The following is a 16941-nucleotide window of genomic DNA, read 5'->3' as shown; positions in this document are numbered from 1 at the left end:
AGATGGTATTAACTAAAGAAGCGGCTAAAAATCTATCTATCCTTTCTGTTGCGGAACAGCTGGGAATGGAGTTAAAGCGCACGGGGAGTTATAGCTATACATGGATAGAACACGATTCATTTGTCATCGATGCAAGGAAGAATGACTTTCATTGGAATTCTCGATCAGAATTTGGGGATGTCATTCAGCTAGTTCAAACTATTAGAGGAGTTTCATACAAAGAAGCAATGCACTTCTTGGAAACTGGGGAATTTAAGGAAGTAGATTTAGCGAATCAGACGGGCGTAAAAGAGCCCTTTCACTATAGCTTAGGAAGATATGAGCATCAGGATTTCAATGCTTCCAGAAGCTATCTGAAGACTCAGAGAGGCCTTTCAGATGACACGATTAATTTCTTTATTAGCCAGGGGAGTATGGCGGAGGCGACCCGAAAAAAAGGAGACTATTTTGAGCCTGTGATTGTCTTTAAATATAAAGACAACACGGGCTTTTTAGCTGGTGCTAGTCTCCAGGGAATAGTAGAGAATCGAGTGCACTATCCAGAACGTGGTCGCTTAAAACAAATTATGAGAAATTCAGACGGCCAACTAGGATTTTCAATTGATATTGGTATCCCTAAACGTTTGGTATTTGCGGAAGCTCCAATCGATCTGATGAGCTACTATGAGCTTCATAAGGATGCGCTTCAGGATGTTCGCTTAGTAGCTATGGATGGTGTCAAAGAGGGCATCATTAGTCGACGTTTTATGGAATTGTATGCAGAGATGAACGGTAAATCCTATCAAATAGATCAGAATACTGGAAAAGCTCTAGAAACTGTCGCTAGAACAACAAATTATTTTAAAAATGGTCAGCATCAGGATATGATTACGCTTGCTGTAGATAATGATGCTGCAGGGCAGAATTTTATCACTCGCTTACAAGAAAAGGGCATTCCGGTACAGATCGCCATTCCACCTATTATCCAGATTGACCAGGAAAAGGAAGATTGGAATGATTTTCTGAAGCGAGGGAATGAGGTTCCTAATGAGCTAGTGCATGTTTATAGCGCAGACGAAGAGTCCTGGCATTACCAGGGCTATTTTTCAAAAGAAATAGCTCTCGCAAAAGCGCAAGAGCTAACTGAAGATGATGTAAAAGCCTTTGTCTCAGCTAGGCAACTGACAAAGGAAGAAGTCCATCAGGAATATACAAGGATTATCGATCAAGAGAAAGAAAGGGGAAATAGTATGTCGGAAGTACACGAAGCTAGGGCTGAGTATGAAGCAGAAAAGCCAGATAACAGTCGCTTGGCGCAAGCTAAACGAAAGCTAGAGAGACTTAAAGGGGAAGCTGATGAGGCGATTAATGCAGCCTATTCTCATCAGTCCCTAACGAATGGCCAGCCTATGAATGATAAACGAGGTGGAGGCCGTTTTATGCAGAAGCAAGAACAAATTGAAAATCGTGTCTTCTCTAAATTGGATGAAATCAAGGAACAAGAAGAGCGAATTGAAAGGCTCCAGGAAAGAAAAGACCGAAAAGCAGCAGGTCTCAACCGGCAGGGGAATGGTCTGGAGATGAGTGTCCAAAATATTCCCCGTATTCGGGAAGAAATTGAGAAGGCAGAACGTGGGGAATCGAGTTATAGGCCTGAAACTATCAAGCGTTACAAAAAGGAATTAGAACGCCTAGAAGCCATTCAAGATAAAGTTGATGGACTGGTTATTCAACCAGAGACACAAGCTTTAATTGATTCGGGAGAGGTCAAGCAGTGGGCTAAGCAGCCAAATATCTACTTCGTAAAAGGGCTACGTCGAGTTGCTTTGGAATTGAGCGAGGAAGGGAGATTTGAACTATCTCCTAAATATCGCCCTAATACGGATGAAGAAAAAGAGATAGTAAACAAGTTACTGTCCAATCAGAAGAAACGTGAGGATGATACTCAAAAAGCAGCCTTGACTCCAGATAATAGTAATCTATCTCCAGAAGATGCGGAATGGCTGAAGCAGAACTGGGATAATATCAGCTTTTCAGTAGAGCCAAAAAAACAGATGGTTATTGATTCAGATAAAACAGTAACCTTTGAAAAACCTTCCAATCCTCTTGGAGATACTTATGAAGCACTGGAAGAAAATCAGAGCACAGAAAAAGCCCTTGGGAAGTCTCAAGAGCAAAATGTGAATTCAGAGTATCAAAAAAATGAGAGGACCAATGGTAGTCAGGGGTTTTTACAGCCCAGGGCTGAAGGCAGTCCCACACCCGTACCAGAAGTTGGTACCTTTGAACGCTCTGTTACCAGTCGTCCTACGTTATCCTCTCATTTATTATATTTTACCATAAATGAAGAGTTTCAGTCAAGTAACGATGGCCACTATCATTCTATTTCCTCGCATGAATTAGCTAAATTGAATCGTCCAATTCGTAGTCAAACTATTCAGAATGCAGCGCAGTATTATTTGGCTGAATTGGCTAACTCTAAGATTTATTATGTCACTCCTGATAAGACTGTACAAGTAAATTTTGAAGAAAAACACTTCATGCACTTGACGGGGATCAAGCCACTTGCACCAGGGCAGACACCTGAAAAAACTTTACGTGATTTTGCAGAAGGAAACGGGCACTTTGATAATATTCTTTTGGCTAACAATGATGCGGCTTTTGACAAAATCAACGTCCTGTCAGATCTTTCAGTCGCAACAGAAAGTACCTCTTTCTATTTTGATGATTTAACTAATCTTAGACGATATAATGGGCGCTTTGACAGCCTTATAAAGTCTGATGATAAAGATATTATTTTACTGTTTAAAGAGCTGGAAGAAGAAAATTACATTCCAGTATCAGTATTTCAATCTAGAGCAAGACTGGTCAAAGAACTGGAGACGGCAGATAAAACTCCTATTCTTGCTGTATTCCGTGAACGTAATGGCCACATTGAACAGCTATCGATCAATGAGGACTATATTAAGGATGGGGGCAAAGAATTGCAATCCATTATGAAAAATGGCTTGTTTGAGGAAATCCAACCTGATGCAACTAAAGAAATTGAACAGATTGCTCCAAAGAACACATTGAATAAAATCTCACTTGATTCAGCTACGTTTACTCAAGTCTTAGATACTGTCTATAATGTAGGTGTGCCAGGTGACATCTCAAAAACTCCAGAAGAATTTCATCAAGCCTGGAATCAGTATCTTGACTATGCGGAGCAGTACAATGATAAATTTGATCAGATTGTTGCTGCAGCTGGAGAAGATCATCTTTTAGATACAAATTCAGATTTTTATAAAGAATGGAAACAAGATTATATCTATAAGGAGAACTACCATGTACGGCTTCAATGGGCTGAAGAGCGCCCAGATGGGCCTAAATTGCCATTTAAAGAAACAGAGCTGATATCTTATCAAGATTTTGCTAAGGAACTATATAAGGCCAATCAGAGCTTCTATCAGCTACATCAGGAAGGGCTACAACAAGTAACTAGTGGTCACCCAGAAGCCTACATCTCTCCAACTAAGATCCAGTTTAGTATCTACGCTCCTGATGGTGAACTGATTCAGGATGGCATTCGTTACGATATTGGGGACGAGATTAACCCAATCGCTCACAAAGAGAGACTTGGAACACGAGAAATGCGAGAGCATCCAGAGTTGATGAAGATAGATGGGGCATTATTCAATCAGTATCATATGGAGAAATTGGCGAGTGAACAAACCATCGAAAACATTCGGGATGAATTTGAAAAAGCACAAGTCAAGAATTCGCAGAATACACCAGATAATCCATACGAAAAAATTTATCAGTATAACCGAAAAGATGAGAGGGATCGTGATTTGGATGGTGATGGTATTTCTAATTCTGATGAGATGTTGCAAGGAACAGATCCATACAATGCTGCTTCTAACCTTCATAAAAAGCAGGAAGATCGAGAAAGAAGGACAGATGCCGAAGTAGCTGCAGGTGCTATTATTATCGAAGAAATTGCTACTAAAAATTCGGAACAAACCATTTCCCAGTTGGTCGCAAATAAAGATACAAAAGGTTTAGCTGAACACTTGAAAGAGGGAATGAAGAACTATTTGGATTCAGAACAGTTTAAATCTTTCTTGGATACGATGAGTAAGTTTCATAACTACTCCCTCAACAATATTCATTTGCTGAAGATGCAGAATCCTAATGTTTCCCAAGTCGCAAGTTTTAATAAATGGAAAACGGATTTTGAAAGAACAGTCAAAAAAGGTTCTAAAGCTCTGAAAATTTGGGTTCCGTATCAAGTAAAAACTAAGATTTCTGCTAATCAAAATGAGTTGAGTTTTTCTCCGTCTGAGAATGGAATGGAAGAGAAGGAAGTCACTGTGACTCGATTCAAATTAGGGAATGTCTTCGATGTTTCTCAAACAGAAGGAAAAGAATTGCCAAAAGCAATTAATGAATTGACTGGTTCTGTTAAAGATTATGAAGATTTATATCGAGCAGCCAAAGCAGTTTCGATGGATAATCAGGTTCCTATCAGTTTTGAAGATATTAAAAGAGAAAGCGCAAATGGTTATTACTCTCCAGATGAAAATCGAATTGTCATTTCAAAAGGATTAAAGGGGCAAGAACATATTCTAAAAACAATTTTTCATGAAATGGCTCACTCAGATTTACACAGAGGAACTAATGCCCAATATGGGGACGACCAATATCGTAAGCAAGAATTACAAGCTGAAAGTGTAGCCTATGTCGTAGCTAATCATTTTGGTTTTGATACGAGTAGTTACAGTTTTGGATATTTGGCTATTTGGGCGAAAGATAAAAATGGTTTTGAAGATATGGTGGAACAACTGCAGATTGTTCAGAAGGAAGCAAAAAGTTTGATTGACCGAATGGATGCTAAGTTAGAACTGGTGAAAAATAAAAGCGTAACGAAAGATAAGTTTGCTGATAAACTCCAACAGGCAAAAGAAAAATCTGAGCAGTTGGGTAATCAAAAGGCGGAGGCTGTAAAGCAGGTGGAAGAAAAAAAGTCCCTGAGCAGCCCTCACTAATGGAGGCACTACTAACCCGTCGGAAGAAAAATAAAAAAGGAGAAACAGAAGATGATTGAAAATCTAAGACAAGAAACTTTTGATATTTTAATGGAGATATTTTTTGAGAATGAGGCTACAGATTCGCCAAAAGTGAATGAAGTCAACCAGCATATTTCTCGTAAAGAATGCCTCTACATTCTTCGTAGAGATATGCGAATCAAAACAAACTATGAGTTAGAAGAAGTAGAAATGTATCCCATTGCACTTAAAGAAATTGAAGGAATGAGTGATGAAAGATTTGAGCAACTAAAAGACGAAATTTTAAAAATGGAGCTGGTTGATACAATGGAGCTTCTACTAGAAGACTTAAAAGTTTAGTCAAACTTTTCCCTCGTGATAGAACAACATTCCTGCTTGCAGGGATTAGGGGATTGGGGATTTCCCCAAAGATTTAAAAAGTCAAGAATAGTCAGGGGCGACACCCTGACTATCTTTGACCTTTTTAAAAACAGCATTTGGGTACCCAAGTGCTATGCTTGCCAGAAGAAAGGGGGCTGGGCCCCTCAATCAAGAAATAGCAGAACAGAGGTGATGATTTTTGAAAAATGGAGAAAAACGAAAGCGAATGATTCAGAAAAAAATTCGTTTGACGGAAGAAGAGGCACGGTTTATTTCAACTAAAGTTGCAGAATCTGGAATGACAAATTTTAATGCCTTTGCCCGAATTATGTTGATTATGGGCGAGGTCAAAATCTTAAATTTTGAAGAATTGAGAGAACTGCGTAAAGAAATAAATCGGATAGGGGTCAATATTAATCAGGTTGCAAAAAAGGTAAACGAAGATAATCAAGCTAGTCTCAATGAATTGAGTCAGATTCTTGAATTGCAAAAACATCTGAAAGATACCGTCAATCAATTTATCCAAAAACAGGAAAATCAAACAAAGGAACAAGAGCGATGGTTGTAACAAAAGTGTTGCAGATAAAAGGAGTGGCTTCTTTAGGACGATCTACAAAATATATTGAGGATGAAGCAAAGACGGTCGAGCTGACTGATACAAAAAGTTTAAATAATGCTTTACGCTATATCGAGAATCCATCTAAAACGAGTTTCTTAGAACAAGATGAACAGCTTGAATTTCCAGCAGTGGTTAAAGATGGTCGAGTAGTCAAGCAACTTGTATCTACTTATGGAATTACAGATGCTAGCACGGCGACAGAAGAATTTCTTTTGACCAAAAAGAATGCAGCTCAGCGAGCAGGAACAAAGGAATTATCGGATATTCAAAATCCGAATCGAGTTTTGGCTCATCATATCATCCAATCATTTTCGCCTGAAGATGATTTGACTCCACAAGAAATTCATGAGATTGGTCGTAAAACAATTTTAGAATTGACTGGTGGTCAACATGAATTTGTCATTGCAACACACATGGATAAGGGGCACATTCATAACCACATCATTTTCAATTCTACTAATTCTGTAACCTTAAATAAATTTCGCTGGCAGAAAGGAACGAAAAAAAGTTTAGAGAATATTTCAGATAAGTATGCGGATTTAGCTGGAGCTAAAATTCTTAAAGAGCGATTATGGACTAATCGAAAAACCTATCATGCCTATCGCAAAAAAAATTCTTTTCGCTATGAGATTAAATCTCGTTTAGATTTCCTTTTAAAACATTCAACCTCATTAGAAGATTTCAAATCGAAGGCTCAAGCATTAAATCTTGTAGTTGATACTTCAGGAAAGGAAATAAAATATCGTTTAACTGATCAGGAACAAACAAGAAATGTTAGGGATCGTACACTGTCCAAAAAAGGAAATTATTCTTTAGAGAAAATTTCTGAGAGAGTGGTTGCTAACGAGGTGACTTTTTCTGTCGATGAAATTAAATCCGAATATGAAAAAATGGTAGCAGAACGAGAAGATGATTTTGAAATGAGAATCACAGTTGAAGAATGGCAGGTGATGGAAGAAACAAAAAATGGAATCTATCTTGAAATGGAATTTGGGATTAGAAATAAGGGAACCATTCTTATTCCAGCTCATCAGATTGAAAAAGCAGAAGATGGCTCTTATGAAATTTTTATCAGAAAGAATGACTTCTACTATTTTGTTAATCCTGAACACGCTGATAAGAATCGATACATGAAAGGAGAAACAGTCGCTTCTCAGTTGTCGTATGATAACGGAGAAATGATTGTCCGGAAAAATCCGAAAATCTCCAGTTTGGATCAGCTTGTTCGTGAATATAATTATCTATCTGCTCATGGAGTGACAGAAGGACAGCAATTTGATGAATTGTTAAATCGTTTTGAAGAGGAACTAGAAGAAGTAGATAATTTGCTTGATAAATTAGATCAACGCTTGGGTGAGCTTAATAAAATTCAGTCTGCATTTCTTGCATTGGAATCGAGCGATCCTCAGGAAGTTAAACTAGCTGTTTCTATTTTGAAAGATTTGAGAGTAGATCCTAGCACTCGCAAAGCTGAGATTGATAAACTTGTTAAGGAGGCGACTTTTGAGCGTCAGGCTTTGTATCAACGAGTAGAAGCAATTACAAAAGATTATAAGTTACATCAAGACATTGAGAAAAATGTGGAGCAGCGTAAGGATAGAGAAACTTCATTGTAAAAAAATAATTATAAATATAATTATAAACATATTGACAAATATAATTATAATGGTATAATAGAAGTATAGAAAATAACAAGGAGATAGGTAGATGGCAGAAGAATCTCATTGCAAAATTTGCGGTTGCACTTGGAACAATGCTTGCTATACTCCTGACGAAGGAGCTTGTTGGTGGATAGATGAAGAAGAAACAATGTGTAGCCATTGCTATTACGGATGGAATGGAGAAATAGAATGAAAATTATTACATTTGCCGCTATTAAGGGCGGTGTTGGGAAAACAACTTTAACTTTTAATTATGCTGAATGGCTTGCCAAGAAAGGTCATAAAGTGCTTTTGATTGATCTAGATCATCAGTGTAATTTGACTCAGTGCTACAATATCTATGAGAGCAAGAATACAATTGCCAATGCTTTTAAAGGAGGCGATGTGGATATTAAGCAAGTCAAGGAAAATATCAGTTTAATTCCAGGTTCAGTTCAGCTTGATACGGTGGAACGAGATCTGGAGAACAGCGATAAAAAAAATATGTTACTTTATCTTTGGCTAGAGGATAACTACGAAAAGAAAAAGTTGGATCAGTTTGACTATATCTTGATTGATTGCAGACCAGACTTTGCGACAGCTACTAAAAATGCTGTTGCGGTCAGTCACGCTATTATTAGTCCCTTGACTCCTTCAGAGTTTGGTTATAATGCCAAATTCAATCTATCAACTCGGTTAGAAGCATTCAGAAAGGATGTAATTGACTATCGCACAAGGGAATCATACATTACTGCTGAGTTATATTTCTTAGCAAATATGATCCGACCAAACTATGGGTCATCAAGAGAGTTACTGGAAGCCCTGGGACTTGAAGCTAAAGAGAAGGGAACAGACAACCTTCTAGGCATCGTACCAGCAAAAGAGTTATTCAATCATTCCACGATTGATAAGATCTCTATTGCAGATATGAAGGAGAATCCTGAGCTTTATCAAAAACACAAAAAGTTTTTCATTGAGTTGGAGCAGACTTTTTCAAAAATTTATGATACAATATAATTATATTTATAAACACAAATACAATTATAAATATAATTAGAAGGAGATCGTTATGGCATTCACACCAAAAGAAAAAGAGATTTCGCAGATTATTGAAGCAACTCATCAACCTGAGCAACTTTCAGATGTAGCTAGCTTTGAAAGTTTTGAACGTAAGAAACAATTTCAGTTTACTTTGAAACCAAGCAATCGGAAAAAATTGGATGAAATTGCTAAAGCAGCCGGCGCAAAGTCTGCATCAGATTACCTTGATAAACTAATCGAAAGTTTATCACTATAATTATAAATATAATTGTATTTATAATCAAACAGCCTTCCCAATAAGGGAAGGCTTTTATCTTTTCTGACAAAAAACATTTGAACTCCTGAACTAAAATCTCTATACTTTTTATTATGATTTTAGTTGGGAGTGTTTTTATTTTGGATACAAAAATTATTGATGAAAGAGAATTTGTAGAGAAATTTAAAGAGAAAAATCTACAAGGATTTCATAAATTTGTAAGTGACTATGACAACTATATTGCTCCCACAATGAGAGCTAGAGGTTACAAATTTGTAAACTATGCTGAGAGAACCGTTACTTTTACGTTTGGCCAGGTAACTTTTTCAAGAAGGCGCTGGTATAAGAATGGAAAATGCAGGATTCCAGTAGATGAGAAGTTAGGTTTGGAGAAACGTATTGCCTATTCCAAAGAACTGCTGTATCAAATCACTAAACTAGCTACAATGTTACCGTATCGGAAAGTAGTGGAAGTTATTGAACTGATGTACCAGGTTTATATCACTAAAGACACGGTGTTAAAAGCGATTAAACTAGCAAGTCAATTGTTAAATGAAAAAGAAGATTATCGTTTCTATAGCGATGAAGTACCTGTCAAAAAAATTGAGGCTCCTGTTATTTATCTTGAAGGAGACGGTGTCTGGATAAAGGTCAGTGGACGTGAAAAAGAACAACAGAATAAAGAGTTATCTCATTTTGTCATCCATACCGGAACGGAGGTGTACGGAAAGAGGAAAATTTTAAAAAATAAGGTCGAAATTGTGTCACCCAATAATCGAACAGCAAGAAAAAGAGTAGTAGATTATATTTATAATCATTTTAAAATTACGTCAGATACTCTACTTGTGACAAACTCAGATATGGGTCACGGATATACTCCACATTTATTTAAGGAAATATCACACGATCTAGGGATAAAGCATCATCAACATTTTTGGGATCGATACCATCTAAACAAAGAAATAAAAAAGTTGGTCAAACCGTATTCTGTAGAGCTACTAGAGCAATTTATGAAAGCCATAGATAGCCATTGCAAGAAGAAACTGAAAACAACTATTGATACACTAGAATCATTCGTCCTACTTAATCAGAACGAAAAGAAGATTGATACTTTTAAGGTTTTTAAGAATAGAATCCTTGGAAATTTTAAATATACACAACCTCCTGAACAGAGGAATCTAGATACAGCAAGTTTAGGAATTATGGAAAGTCAGCATCGTAAAATCAGTTACCGAATGAAAAATAGAGGGATGTATTGGTCATTAAACCATGCCGATGCGATGTCCCATCTTATTTTGCTGTCTTACAATCAAGAACTCCGAGATTTATTTTTTGGTAATTGGAGAAATGAATATGAAAAATACCACTCAGAAGGAATGAGCAGTGCAAAAGTACGAAAAAAGATTAATCAAGCTCCAAGGAGTTTAGGAACGATTGTAAATGCTTCTTGGAAGGGGCGAAAGCAGAGAGATAAACAACGTTTTGTAGGGAAAAAAATAAATAGATAGTATGCTTCAAAACGGTTTAAACTCTTGACTTACAGGAAGAAATAGTGTATAATATTCTTATAATTAAAAAGAGGCACGCAGCAACGTACCTCTCATAAAGATAAACAATTGGTGCTTGTTTATCAGTAAGATTAATACTATCAGAAATTTTAGTAGATGTCAAGGCTGAGCAAGTAAAATTGTTTAGCCTTGTTTTGATATTTCCGTTTTTGATGTATTTTTTTACTACCTCAAAAGAATAGACACAAACTTCTGCTATAAATTTCTTTACTTTTATGTGGAAATTTGGTAAACTGTATCTTGTGTGTAATGGACGCACAAAAATACAGTTTATCCGCTGAGGAAGGTTCCTCAAGATTGACAAAGATAGGAGAATAAAATGAATCCATTAATCCAAAGCTTGACTGAAGGTCAACTTCGTACAGATATCCCATCATTCCGTCCTGGTGACACTGTTCGTGTACATGCGAAAGTTGTCGAAGGTAACCGTGAACGTATCCAGATTTTTGAAGGTGTTGTTATCGCACGTAAAGGTGCTGGCATCTCAGAAAACTACACAGTTCGTAAAATCTCTAACGGTGTAGGTGTTGAGCGTATCTTCCCAATCCACACTCCACGTGTTGAAAAGATCGAAGTTGTTCGTTACGGTAAAGTACGTCGTGCGAAATTGTACTACTTGCGTGCACTTCAAGGTAAGGCAGCTCGTATCAAAGAAATCCGTCGTTAATTCGACTAAAAAACTCTGCTTACCTAGCAGAGTTTTTCTCTAGCTCCCTTAGTTCAATGGATATAACAACTCCCTCCTAAGGAGTAGTTGCAGGTTCGATTCCTGCAGGGGGCATTTTAAGTAATGCAAAGAAAAGCAAAGAATATGCAAAGTGTTTATTTTAAGGCAATCATCACAAGTTAATTTTTAAAAATAATTTAGTATTTTTTGTTTTTTTGACCAAATCATGACCAAATTTTGACCAAAATTAAATTTTTAGAAATTAATATAAAGTAAAGTAGATCAAGAAATTGGTCTATTTTTTGTGAAACAGTATTAAGAGTTATTAAAAAATATTTTATCATTTTCACTATGAAATTGTTCTGTCCATTTAAAAATGTTGGAAGAGACTAAATAATATTTTTGGTTTATAGAACAGATATAAAGTTTTAAATATGATTACGCTTTAAAAAAATGTTGTATTTTATTGTGTTATCCCTTGACAATTTTATTTAGAAAATATATGATAAGGATAATGACAGCGGTGTCATTTTGTCTGATGTAAAAAAATTTAGTGATACATAGTAAAAAAACAATAAAAAATTTGGAGGTGTTTTATGAAGCATTTTGTTCACAATGAGGTTTTTAGTATTCGGAAACTTAAGGTTGGATTGTGCTCTGTTTTGGTAGCGGTTTCATTCTTGGGGGTACAAAGTGTTTTTGCTGATGAAGTTATTACAAGTACTTCACAGATATCTATAAATAAGCTTTCTACTTCAACCACCAATAGTTTAGAAAGCTCATCAACTAATAATTATGATAAACCTACTGGGATTGACTCTTCTACTTCACAATTAACCGATAGTAATGTTGATTCTCCTTTGACACCTAATAAAGAATATAAAGAAGATGGGGTAAATACTGGAACTTTTGAAGATGAAATGAAAGATTCTCCTCTTGTTTCTAATAGTGACCTTTCTACTTCAACTATCAAAACTTTAGAAGGTTCCTTAACTAGTAAACATGACAGTTTGACTGATTTTATTAGTACTTATTCAAAGTCAGTTAGTTCTGAGAACGAAGTTGCAGATACCTCTAATAGTAATGAAGTGCGAGAGAGTAACACTGCCTTAGAAAAAGGAATTGAAGTTTCGGCTTTAAATGTAAAAGATTATGGTGCAGTAGGCGATGGGGTTAATGATGACAGACAAGCAATTCAAGATACAATAGATGCAGCTGCTAAAGGATTAGGTGGAGGAAAAGTATATTTTCCTGAGGGGACTTATTTAGTTAAAGAAATTGTCTTTTTGAGAAGTCATACACACCTAGAAGTACATGAAAAAGCTACAATATTAAATGGTATCAATATCAAAAATCATCCTTCTATTGTATTCATGACAGGTTTATTCACTGATGATGGAGATCAAGTTGAGTGGGAACCAACCGAAGATATCAGTTACTCTGGTGGAACAATTGATATGAACGGAGCTTTGAATGAAGAGAGGACAAAAGCTAAGAATCTCCCTTTGATTAATTCTTCAGGAGCCTTTGCTATAGGAAATTCAAAAAACGTAACAATAAGTAATGTAACCTTTAAAGATAGCTATCAGGGACATGCCATTCAAATTGCAGGTTCAAAAAATGTACTAGTAGACAACTCTCGGTTTTTGGGACAAGCTCTCCCTAAGACTATGAAGGATGGTCAGATTATCAGTAAGGAGTCTATTCAAATAGAGCCATTAACCAGAAAAGGCTTTCCATATGCATTAAATGATAATGGTCAAAAATCTGAAAATGTAACAATTCAAAATTCTTATTTTGGTAAAAGTGAAAAATCAGGTGAATTAGTAACTGCAATTGGGACACATTATCAAACTGCAACAACTGAAAATCCTTCAAATATTAAAATTCTAAATAATCATTTTGATAATATGATGTATGCGGGTGTTCGCTTTACAGGATTTACTGATATTTTAATAAAAGGAAATAGGTTTGATAAGAAAACTAAAGAGGAAAGTGGACACTATCGTGAAAATGGTGCCGCTTTAGTTAATGCTTATAGTTATAAAAATGTTAAAGATATATTAGATTTGAATAAACATGTGACTATTACTGGAAATGTATTTAATATTGCTGATTCTAACACTAAAGCAATACGAGTTGCAAAAGATAGTGCAGATTATCTTGGAAAAGTAACTGATATTACTGTAACAAAGAATATCATTCGTAATAATTCGAAAAATCCTGAACAGCCAAATATTGAAATGTTAAGAGTCAGCGACAATTTGGTAGTGTCTGATAATATCATTTCAGGAGGTAAAGACGGAATCGTAATTGAAGAATCCGCTGGAAGTATCACTGTCTTAAATAACCAACTTTCCAATTTAACTGGAAATCATGTTTCTTTACTTAAAACTGATTTTAATGGGACCAGTTCAGACACAAATAATAGTGTCGGTGATTTTAATATTATAACTGAGAATGAAAGTTATAAAATCTTTTCGCAAAATTCAGTTAATCACTCAGATAACCACTCAGATAAGCATGTAGAGGAAATAAAACCTGTAGCTGAAAACAATAATAATTTAGCTAATAATTACTCAGTAAATAGTGTAGATGATAAAATTGAAAAATCAAATCATGATTCAGGTAATGTAGTAACAGGAGAAATTTCACAAAAACAATATGACGTAACTAATGTTAGTGAAGTAGTTAAGACAAAAAATAATCAACATGCATTACCAAAAACTGGATTAAATAAAATGATTGAGTTGCTTTTAACTATTATTGGAATTTGCCTTCTATTTGGACAAAGGAGTTTTAAACGTCATTATGAAGATAGATAGAATATGCTCAATACAAGGTAGCACTATAGAGAACGAAGATAGCGTAGATTACAAAAATCAATATTTCTGGATTATAGATGGAGCAACAGATTTATTTAATTCAAAAGACTCTATAGGTTATTCAGTTTCAGAAGTATCTCACCTTATTTCTGAATGTCTCAAGCAGTATTGTGACGATTCGTTATCATTGAAGAAAATTTTCGAGCTTGTTTTGGATGACGTGAGAAAAATAATAGAGATAGATAAGTGTGAGTTTGATGATTATTACCAGTTACCAACTTTTGCCTTTATTTTTGCGAAATTATCTGGTTTAAAATTAGAATACATAATGATTGGCGATTGTGTTATGATAGTCAACAATCAAACTATTACAGACCATAGAGTAGATTGCCTTTTTGAACAAGGAAAATTTTCAATCAAATCTAATGATGAAGCTGATAAAAAGACTATATTACAAAATATTAGGAAGCTAGCTAATAAACCAGATGGATATTGGATAGGTTCACTAGACAAAAGTAGTATAAATCATGTTATCAATGGTAGTTTGGAAGTAACTAGTAATCATATTGTTTTAATGACTGATGGTTTTTACGATTTTTATACTCAAAATTCAGGCTACAATTTTGGAGAGTTAATTGAAATGAGAAAAGAATCTACAAATATTGATCCTATTTATGGTAAAAAAGATGATGCAAGTATTTTGATAATTGATGTTTAAAATAATTTCATCATATGATGAACTATAAAGACAGTTATCTATACGAGTTCTTTATAGTGCAATTGATTATTGAGGTTAGATAATGTTGAGAAAGCATTTTGACAATGAAATTATTGAGTTGTCTAATAATCTAGAAGATATATGGATTTCTATAATAAAAAAATATGAAATTATATTTGATGACTTAACCGAAGTTCAAAAACAAAGTATTATAGATAATGATTTAGTTATTAATGAAGCAGTTGTTACAATAGATATGAAAGGTATTGAACTCATCTGTTTACAACATCCTGTTTCTGTTGATTTGAGAAGAATTATAACTATAGTAAAATTATCAACAGATATTGAACGTATTGGTGATCGAATCATTGAAATAGTTAAGAATTTAAAAAATATTCATACAATGCATGAATGGGGACCATTATTTTATGAAATGCTAAAAATACATTTTATTATAGGGGATCACTTAAAGAAAACTCTAACATGGTATAAGAATAGAAACTATGAACCTGACGTATATGACTATAATAAAAAATGTAAGTTGATATCTGGTCTATGTCAAAAACTAGGAGACAAAGTAGTAGAGAACTTTCTTATTGAATTCTCAAATGTTGATGAAGCTATTGTATTTTTAGAAGTTATTAATATTCTTGATAAGATATCCCATACAACACAATCTATTTATAAATGGTTAGATTATCAGGAAATTGGAGTATTATAGTTAAAGAGGAGTATATATGCAGACAATAGTAGATAATTTTGCTAATAAAGTTATTGAATATGGAATTTATAAATCGATGGACCAAATATATATAAAAAATAGAATATTGGCTTTAATCGGTGAAGAAGGAACTGATAAGATTTCAAATGATAGTGATCTTAAAAAATTAAAAGACAATTTAGTAGAAATAGCTTTAAAGAATGGTAAAATTGCTGATTTAGCTGAGGCAAAGGAATGTTTAGGTGCAGAGCTGATGAATTTTATCGTTCCATTACCAAGTCGCCTTAATGATATTTTTTGGAGTTCATATGATGTTTCGCCACAGGAAGCAGTTGAAGAGTTCTATCAGTTAAGTAAAGATAGCGACTATATTAAATTGTCAGCTATCGCTAAAAATATAGCTTTTCATACTGAAACTAATTATGGTTCACTTGAAATTACAATCAATTTATCAAAACCGGAAAAAGATCCGAAAACAATCGCAGCAGAGAAATTGGTAAAGTCATCTAATTATCCAAAATGTTTACTTTGTATGGAAAATGAAGGTTATCAGGGGAGAATAAATTATCCAGCACGTGCTAATCATAGAATTATTCGGTTGGAACTGGGAGACGAAGTATGGGGTTTCCAGTATTCCCCATACTCATATTTTAATGAGCATGCGATATTCTTGAATAGTCAACATGTACCAATGGCTATTACGTCCAAAACATTTGAACAATTATTGGAGATTGTTGATATTTTACCAGGGTATTTTGCTGGTTCAAATTCTGATCTTCCTATCTCAGGAGGTTCTATTCTTAGTCATAATCACTACCAGGGAGGAAAACATATTTTCCCAATGGAAAAAGCAAAAATTGAGAGAGAATTTCTTTTTAAAGACTTTGAGGATGTTAAAGCAGGTATTGTAAAGTGGCCGATGTCAGTGATTAGGCTACAAGGTGAAAATAAAAATCGTTTGGTAGAATTAGCTACTAAAATCCTAAATATCTGGAGAGAATATTCAGATTTAGAAGTAGACATCATTGCTAAGACTGAAGATATTCCACACCATACGGTGACTCCTATTGCTCGTAAAGTGGATGGAAGATATGAATTGGATATTGTTCTGAGAGATAACCATACTACTAAACAATACCCAGATGGTGTTTACCACCCTCATCAAGATGTACAACATATTAAAAAGGAAAATATCGGGTTAATCGAAGTGATGGGACTTGCGATTTTACCACCTCGTTTGAAAACAGAGTTAGAAGAAGTTGAAAAATATCTTTTAGGAGAAAAAAATTCAATTGCAAACTATCATTTAGAATGGGCTGATCAATTGAAAGAAAAATATCCTAATATTAAAAAAGAAGAGGTTAATCGCGTAGTTCAACACGAAGTAGGACAAGTGTTTGCGAGAGTTCTCGAAGATGCTGGCGTTTATAAGAATACTCCGTTTGGACATGAAGCATTTATGAGATTTGTTAAGTCGGTTGAAATTAATTAGGAGG

General features: G+C 34.9%; 13 protein-coding genes and 1 tRNA gene. All 14 read left to right on the top strand.

Annotated features, from left to right (window positions below):
- Window positions 1–2 precede the first annotated feature (2 nt).
- The 14 genes from GOM47_RS06370 (at window position 3) to galT (ending at window position 16937) form a co-directional block, all read left to right on the top strand.
- Window positions 3–5009 (top strand): PBECR4 domain-containing protein, encoded by a 5007-nt coding sequence (locus tag GOM47_RS06370; RefSeq protein WP_235080225.1) that lies wholly within the window; start codon window positions 3–5, stop codon window positions 5007–5009.
- Between the two features lie 51 nt (window positions 5010–5060).
- Window positions 5061–5369 (top strand): hypothetical protein, encoded by a 309-nt coding sequence (locus GOM47_RS06365; protein WP_084911294.1) that lies wholly within the window; start codon window positions 5061–5063, stop codon window positions 5367–5369.
- Window positions 5370–5589: 220 nt separating this feature from the next.
- Window positions 5590–5958: a plasmid mobilization protein gene (locus GOM47_RS06360; RefSeq protein ID WP_235080224.1), complete on the top strand. Its 369-nt coding sequence runs from the start codon at window positions 5590–5592 to the stop codon at window positions 5956–5958.
- Window positions 5949–7625, top strand: a complete 1677-nt coding sequence (locus GOM47_RS06355; RefSeq protein ID WP_235080223.1) for a helical hairpin domain-containing protein — start codon at window positions 5949–5951, stop codon at window positions 7623–7625. The genes GOM47_RS06360 and GOM47_RS06355 overlap by 10 nt, the downstream gene beginning before the upstream one ends.
- 91 nt (window positions 7626–7716) lie before the next feature.
- Window positions 7717–7863 (top strand): hypothetical protein, encoded by a 147-nt coding sequence (locus GOM47_RS06350; protein ID WP_235080222.1) that lies wholly within the window; start codon window positions 7717–7719, stop codon window positions 7861–7863.
- Complete coding sequence (locus GOM47_RS06345) at window positions 7860–8666, top strand: ParA family protein (RefSeq protein ID WP_235080221.1); 807 nt, start codon at window positions 7860–7862, stop codon at window positions 8664–8666. The genes GOM47_RS06350 and GOM47_RS06345 overlap by 4 nt, the downstream gene beginning before the upstream one ends.
- Before the next feature lie 52 nt (window positions 8667–8718).
- On the top strand, window positions 8719–8946 hold the full coding sequence (locus GOM47_RS06340; protein WP_235080220.1) for a hypothetical protein: 228 nt from the start codon (window positions 8719–8721) through the stop codon (window positions 8944–8946).
- A gap of 140 nt (window positions 8947–9086) precedes the next feature.
- Window positions 9087–10454, top strand: a complete 1368-nt coding sequence (locus GOM47_RS06335; RefSeq protein ID WP_235080219.1) for an ISLre2 family transposase — start codon at window positions 9087–9089, stop codon at window positions 10452–10454.
- Window positions 10455–10833: 379 nt separating this feature from the next.
- Window positions 10834–11181 (top strand): 50S ribosomal protein L19, encoded by a 348-nt coding sequence (gene rplS / locus GOM47_RS06330; RefSeq protein WP_001068669.1) that lies wholly within the window; start codon window positions 10834–10836, stop codon window positions 11179–11181.
- Between the two features lie 42 nt (window positions 11182–11223).
- Window positions 11224–11295 (top strand) — tRNA-Arg (locus tag GOM47_RS06325).
- A 482-nt stretch (window positions 11296–11777) separates the two neighbouring features.
- A complete protein-coding gene (locus tag GOM47_RS06320) occupies window positions 11778–14006 on the top strand; it encodes a glycosyl hydrolase family 28-related protein (RefSeq protein WP_235080218.1) in 2229 nt (742 codons plus the stop codon).
- Window positions 13993–14724 carry a protein phosphatase 2C domain-containing protein gene (locus GOM47_RS06315; RefSeq protein WP_235080217.1) on the top strand — a complete coding sequence of 244 codons (732 nt, stop codon included), beginning with the start codon at window positions 13993–13995 and terminating at the stop codon, window positions 14722–14724. The genes GOM47_RS06320 and GOM47_RS06315 overlap by 14 nt, the downstream gene beginning before the upstream one ends.
- Before the next feature lie 82 nt (window positions 14725–14806).
- The gene (locus tag GOM47_RS06310) at window positions 14807–15445 is read left to right on the top strand and encodes a phosphate signaling complex PhoU family protein (protein ID WP_033585727.1); all 639 of its coding nucleotides are present in this window, start codon (window positions 14807–14809) and stop codon (window positions 15443–15445) included.
- 16 nt (window positions 15446–15461) lie between these two features.
- Window positions 15462–16937 (top strand): UDP-glucose--hexose-1-phosphate uridylyltransferase, encoded by a 1476-nt coding sequence (galT, locus tag GOM47_RS06305; RefSeq protein ID WP_235080216.1) that lies wholly within the window; start codon window positions 15462–15464, stop codon window positions 16935–16937.
- Window positions 16938–16941: the final 4 nt, after the last annotated feature.

The sequence above is a fragment of the Streptococcus oralis genome, assembly GCF_021497945.1.
GTDB classification, from domain to species: Bacteria; Bacillota; Bacilli; order Lactobacillales; family Streptococcaceae; genus Streptococcus; species Streptococcus oralis_BR.
The sequence above is the reverse complement of the archived record's forward strand: the minus strand, read 5'-3'. Positions and strand labels throughout refer to the sequence as shown.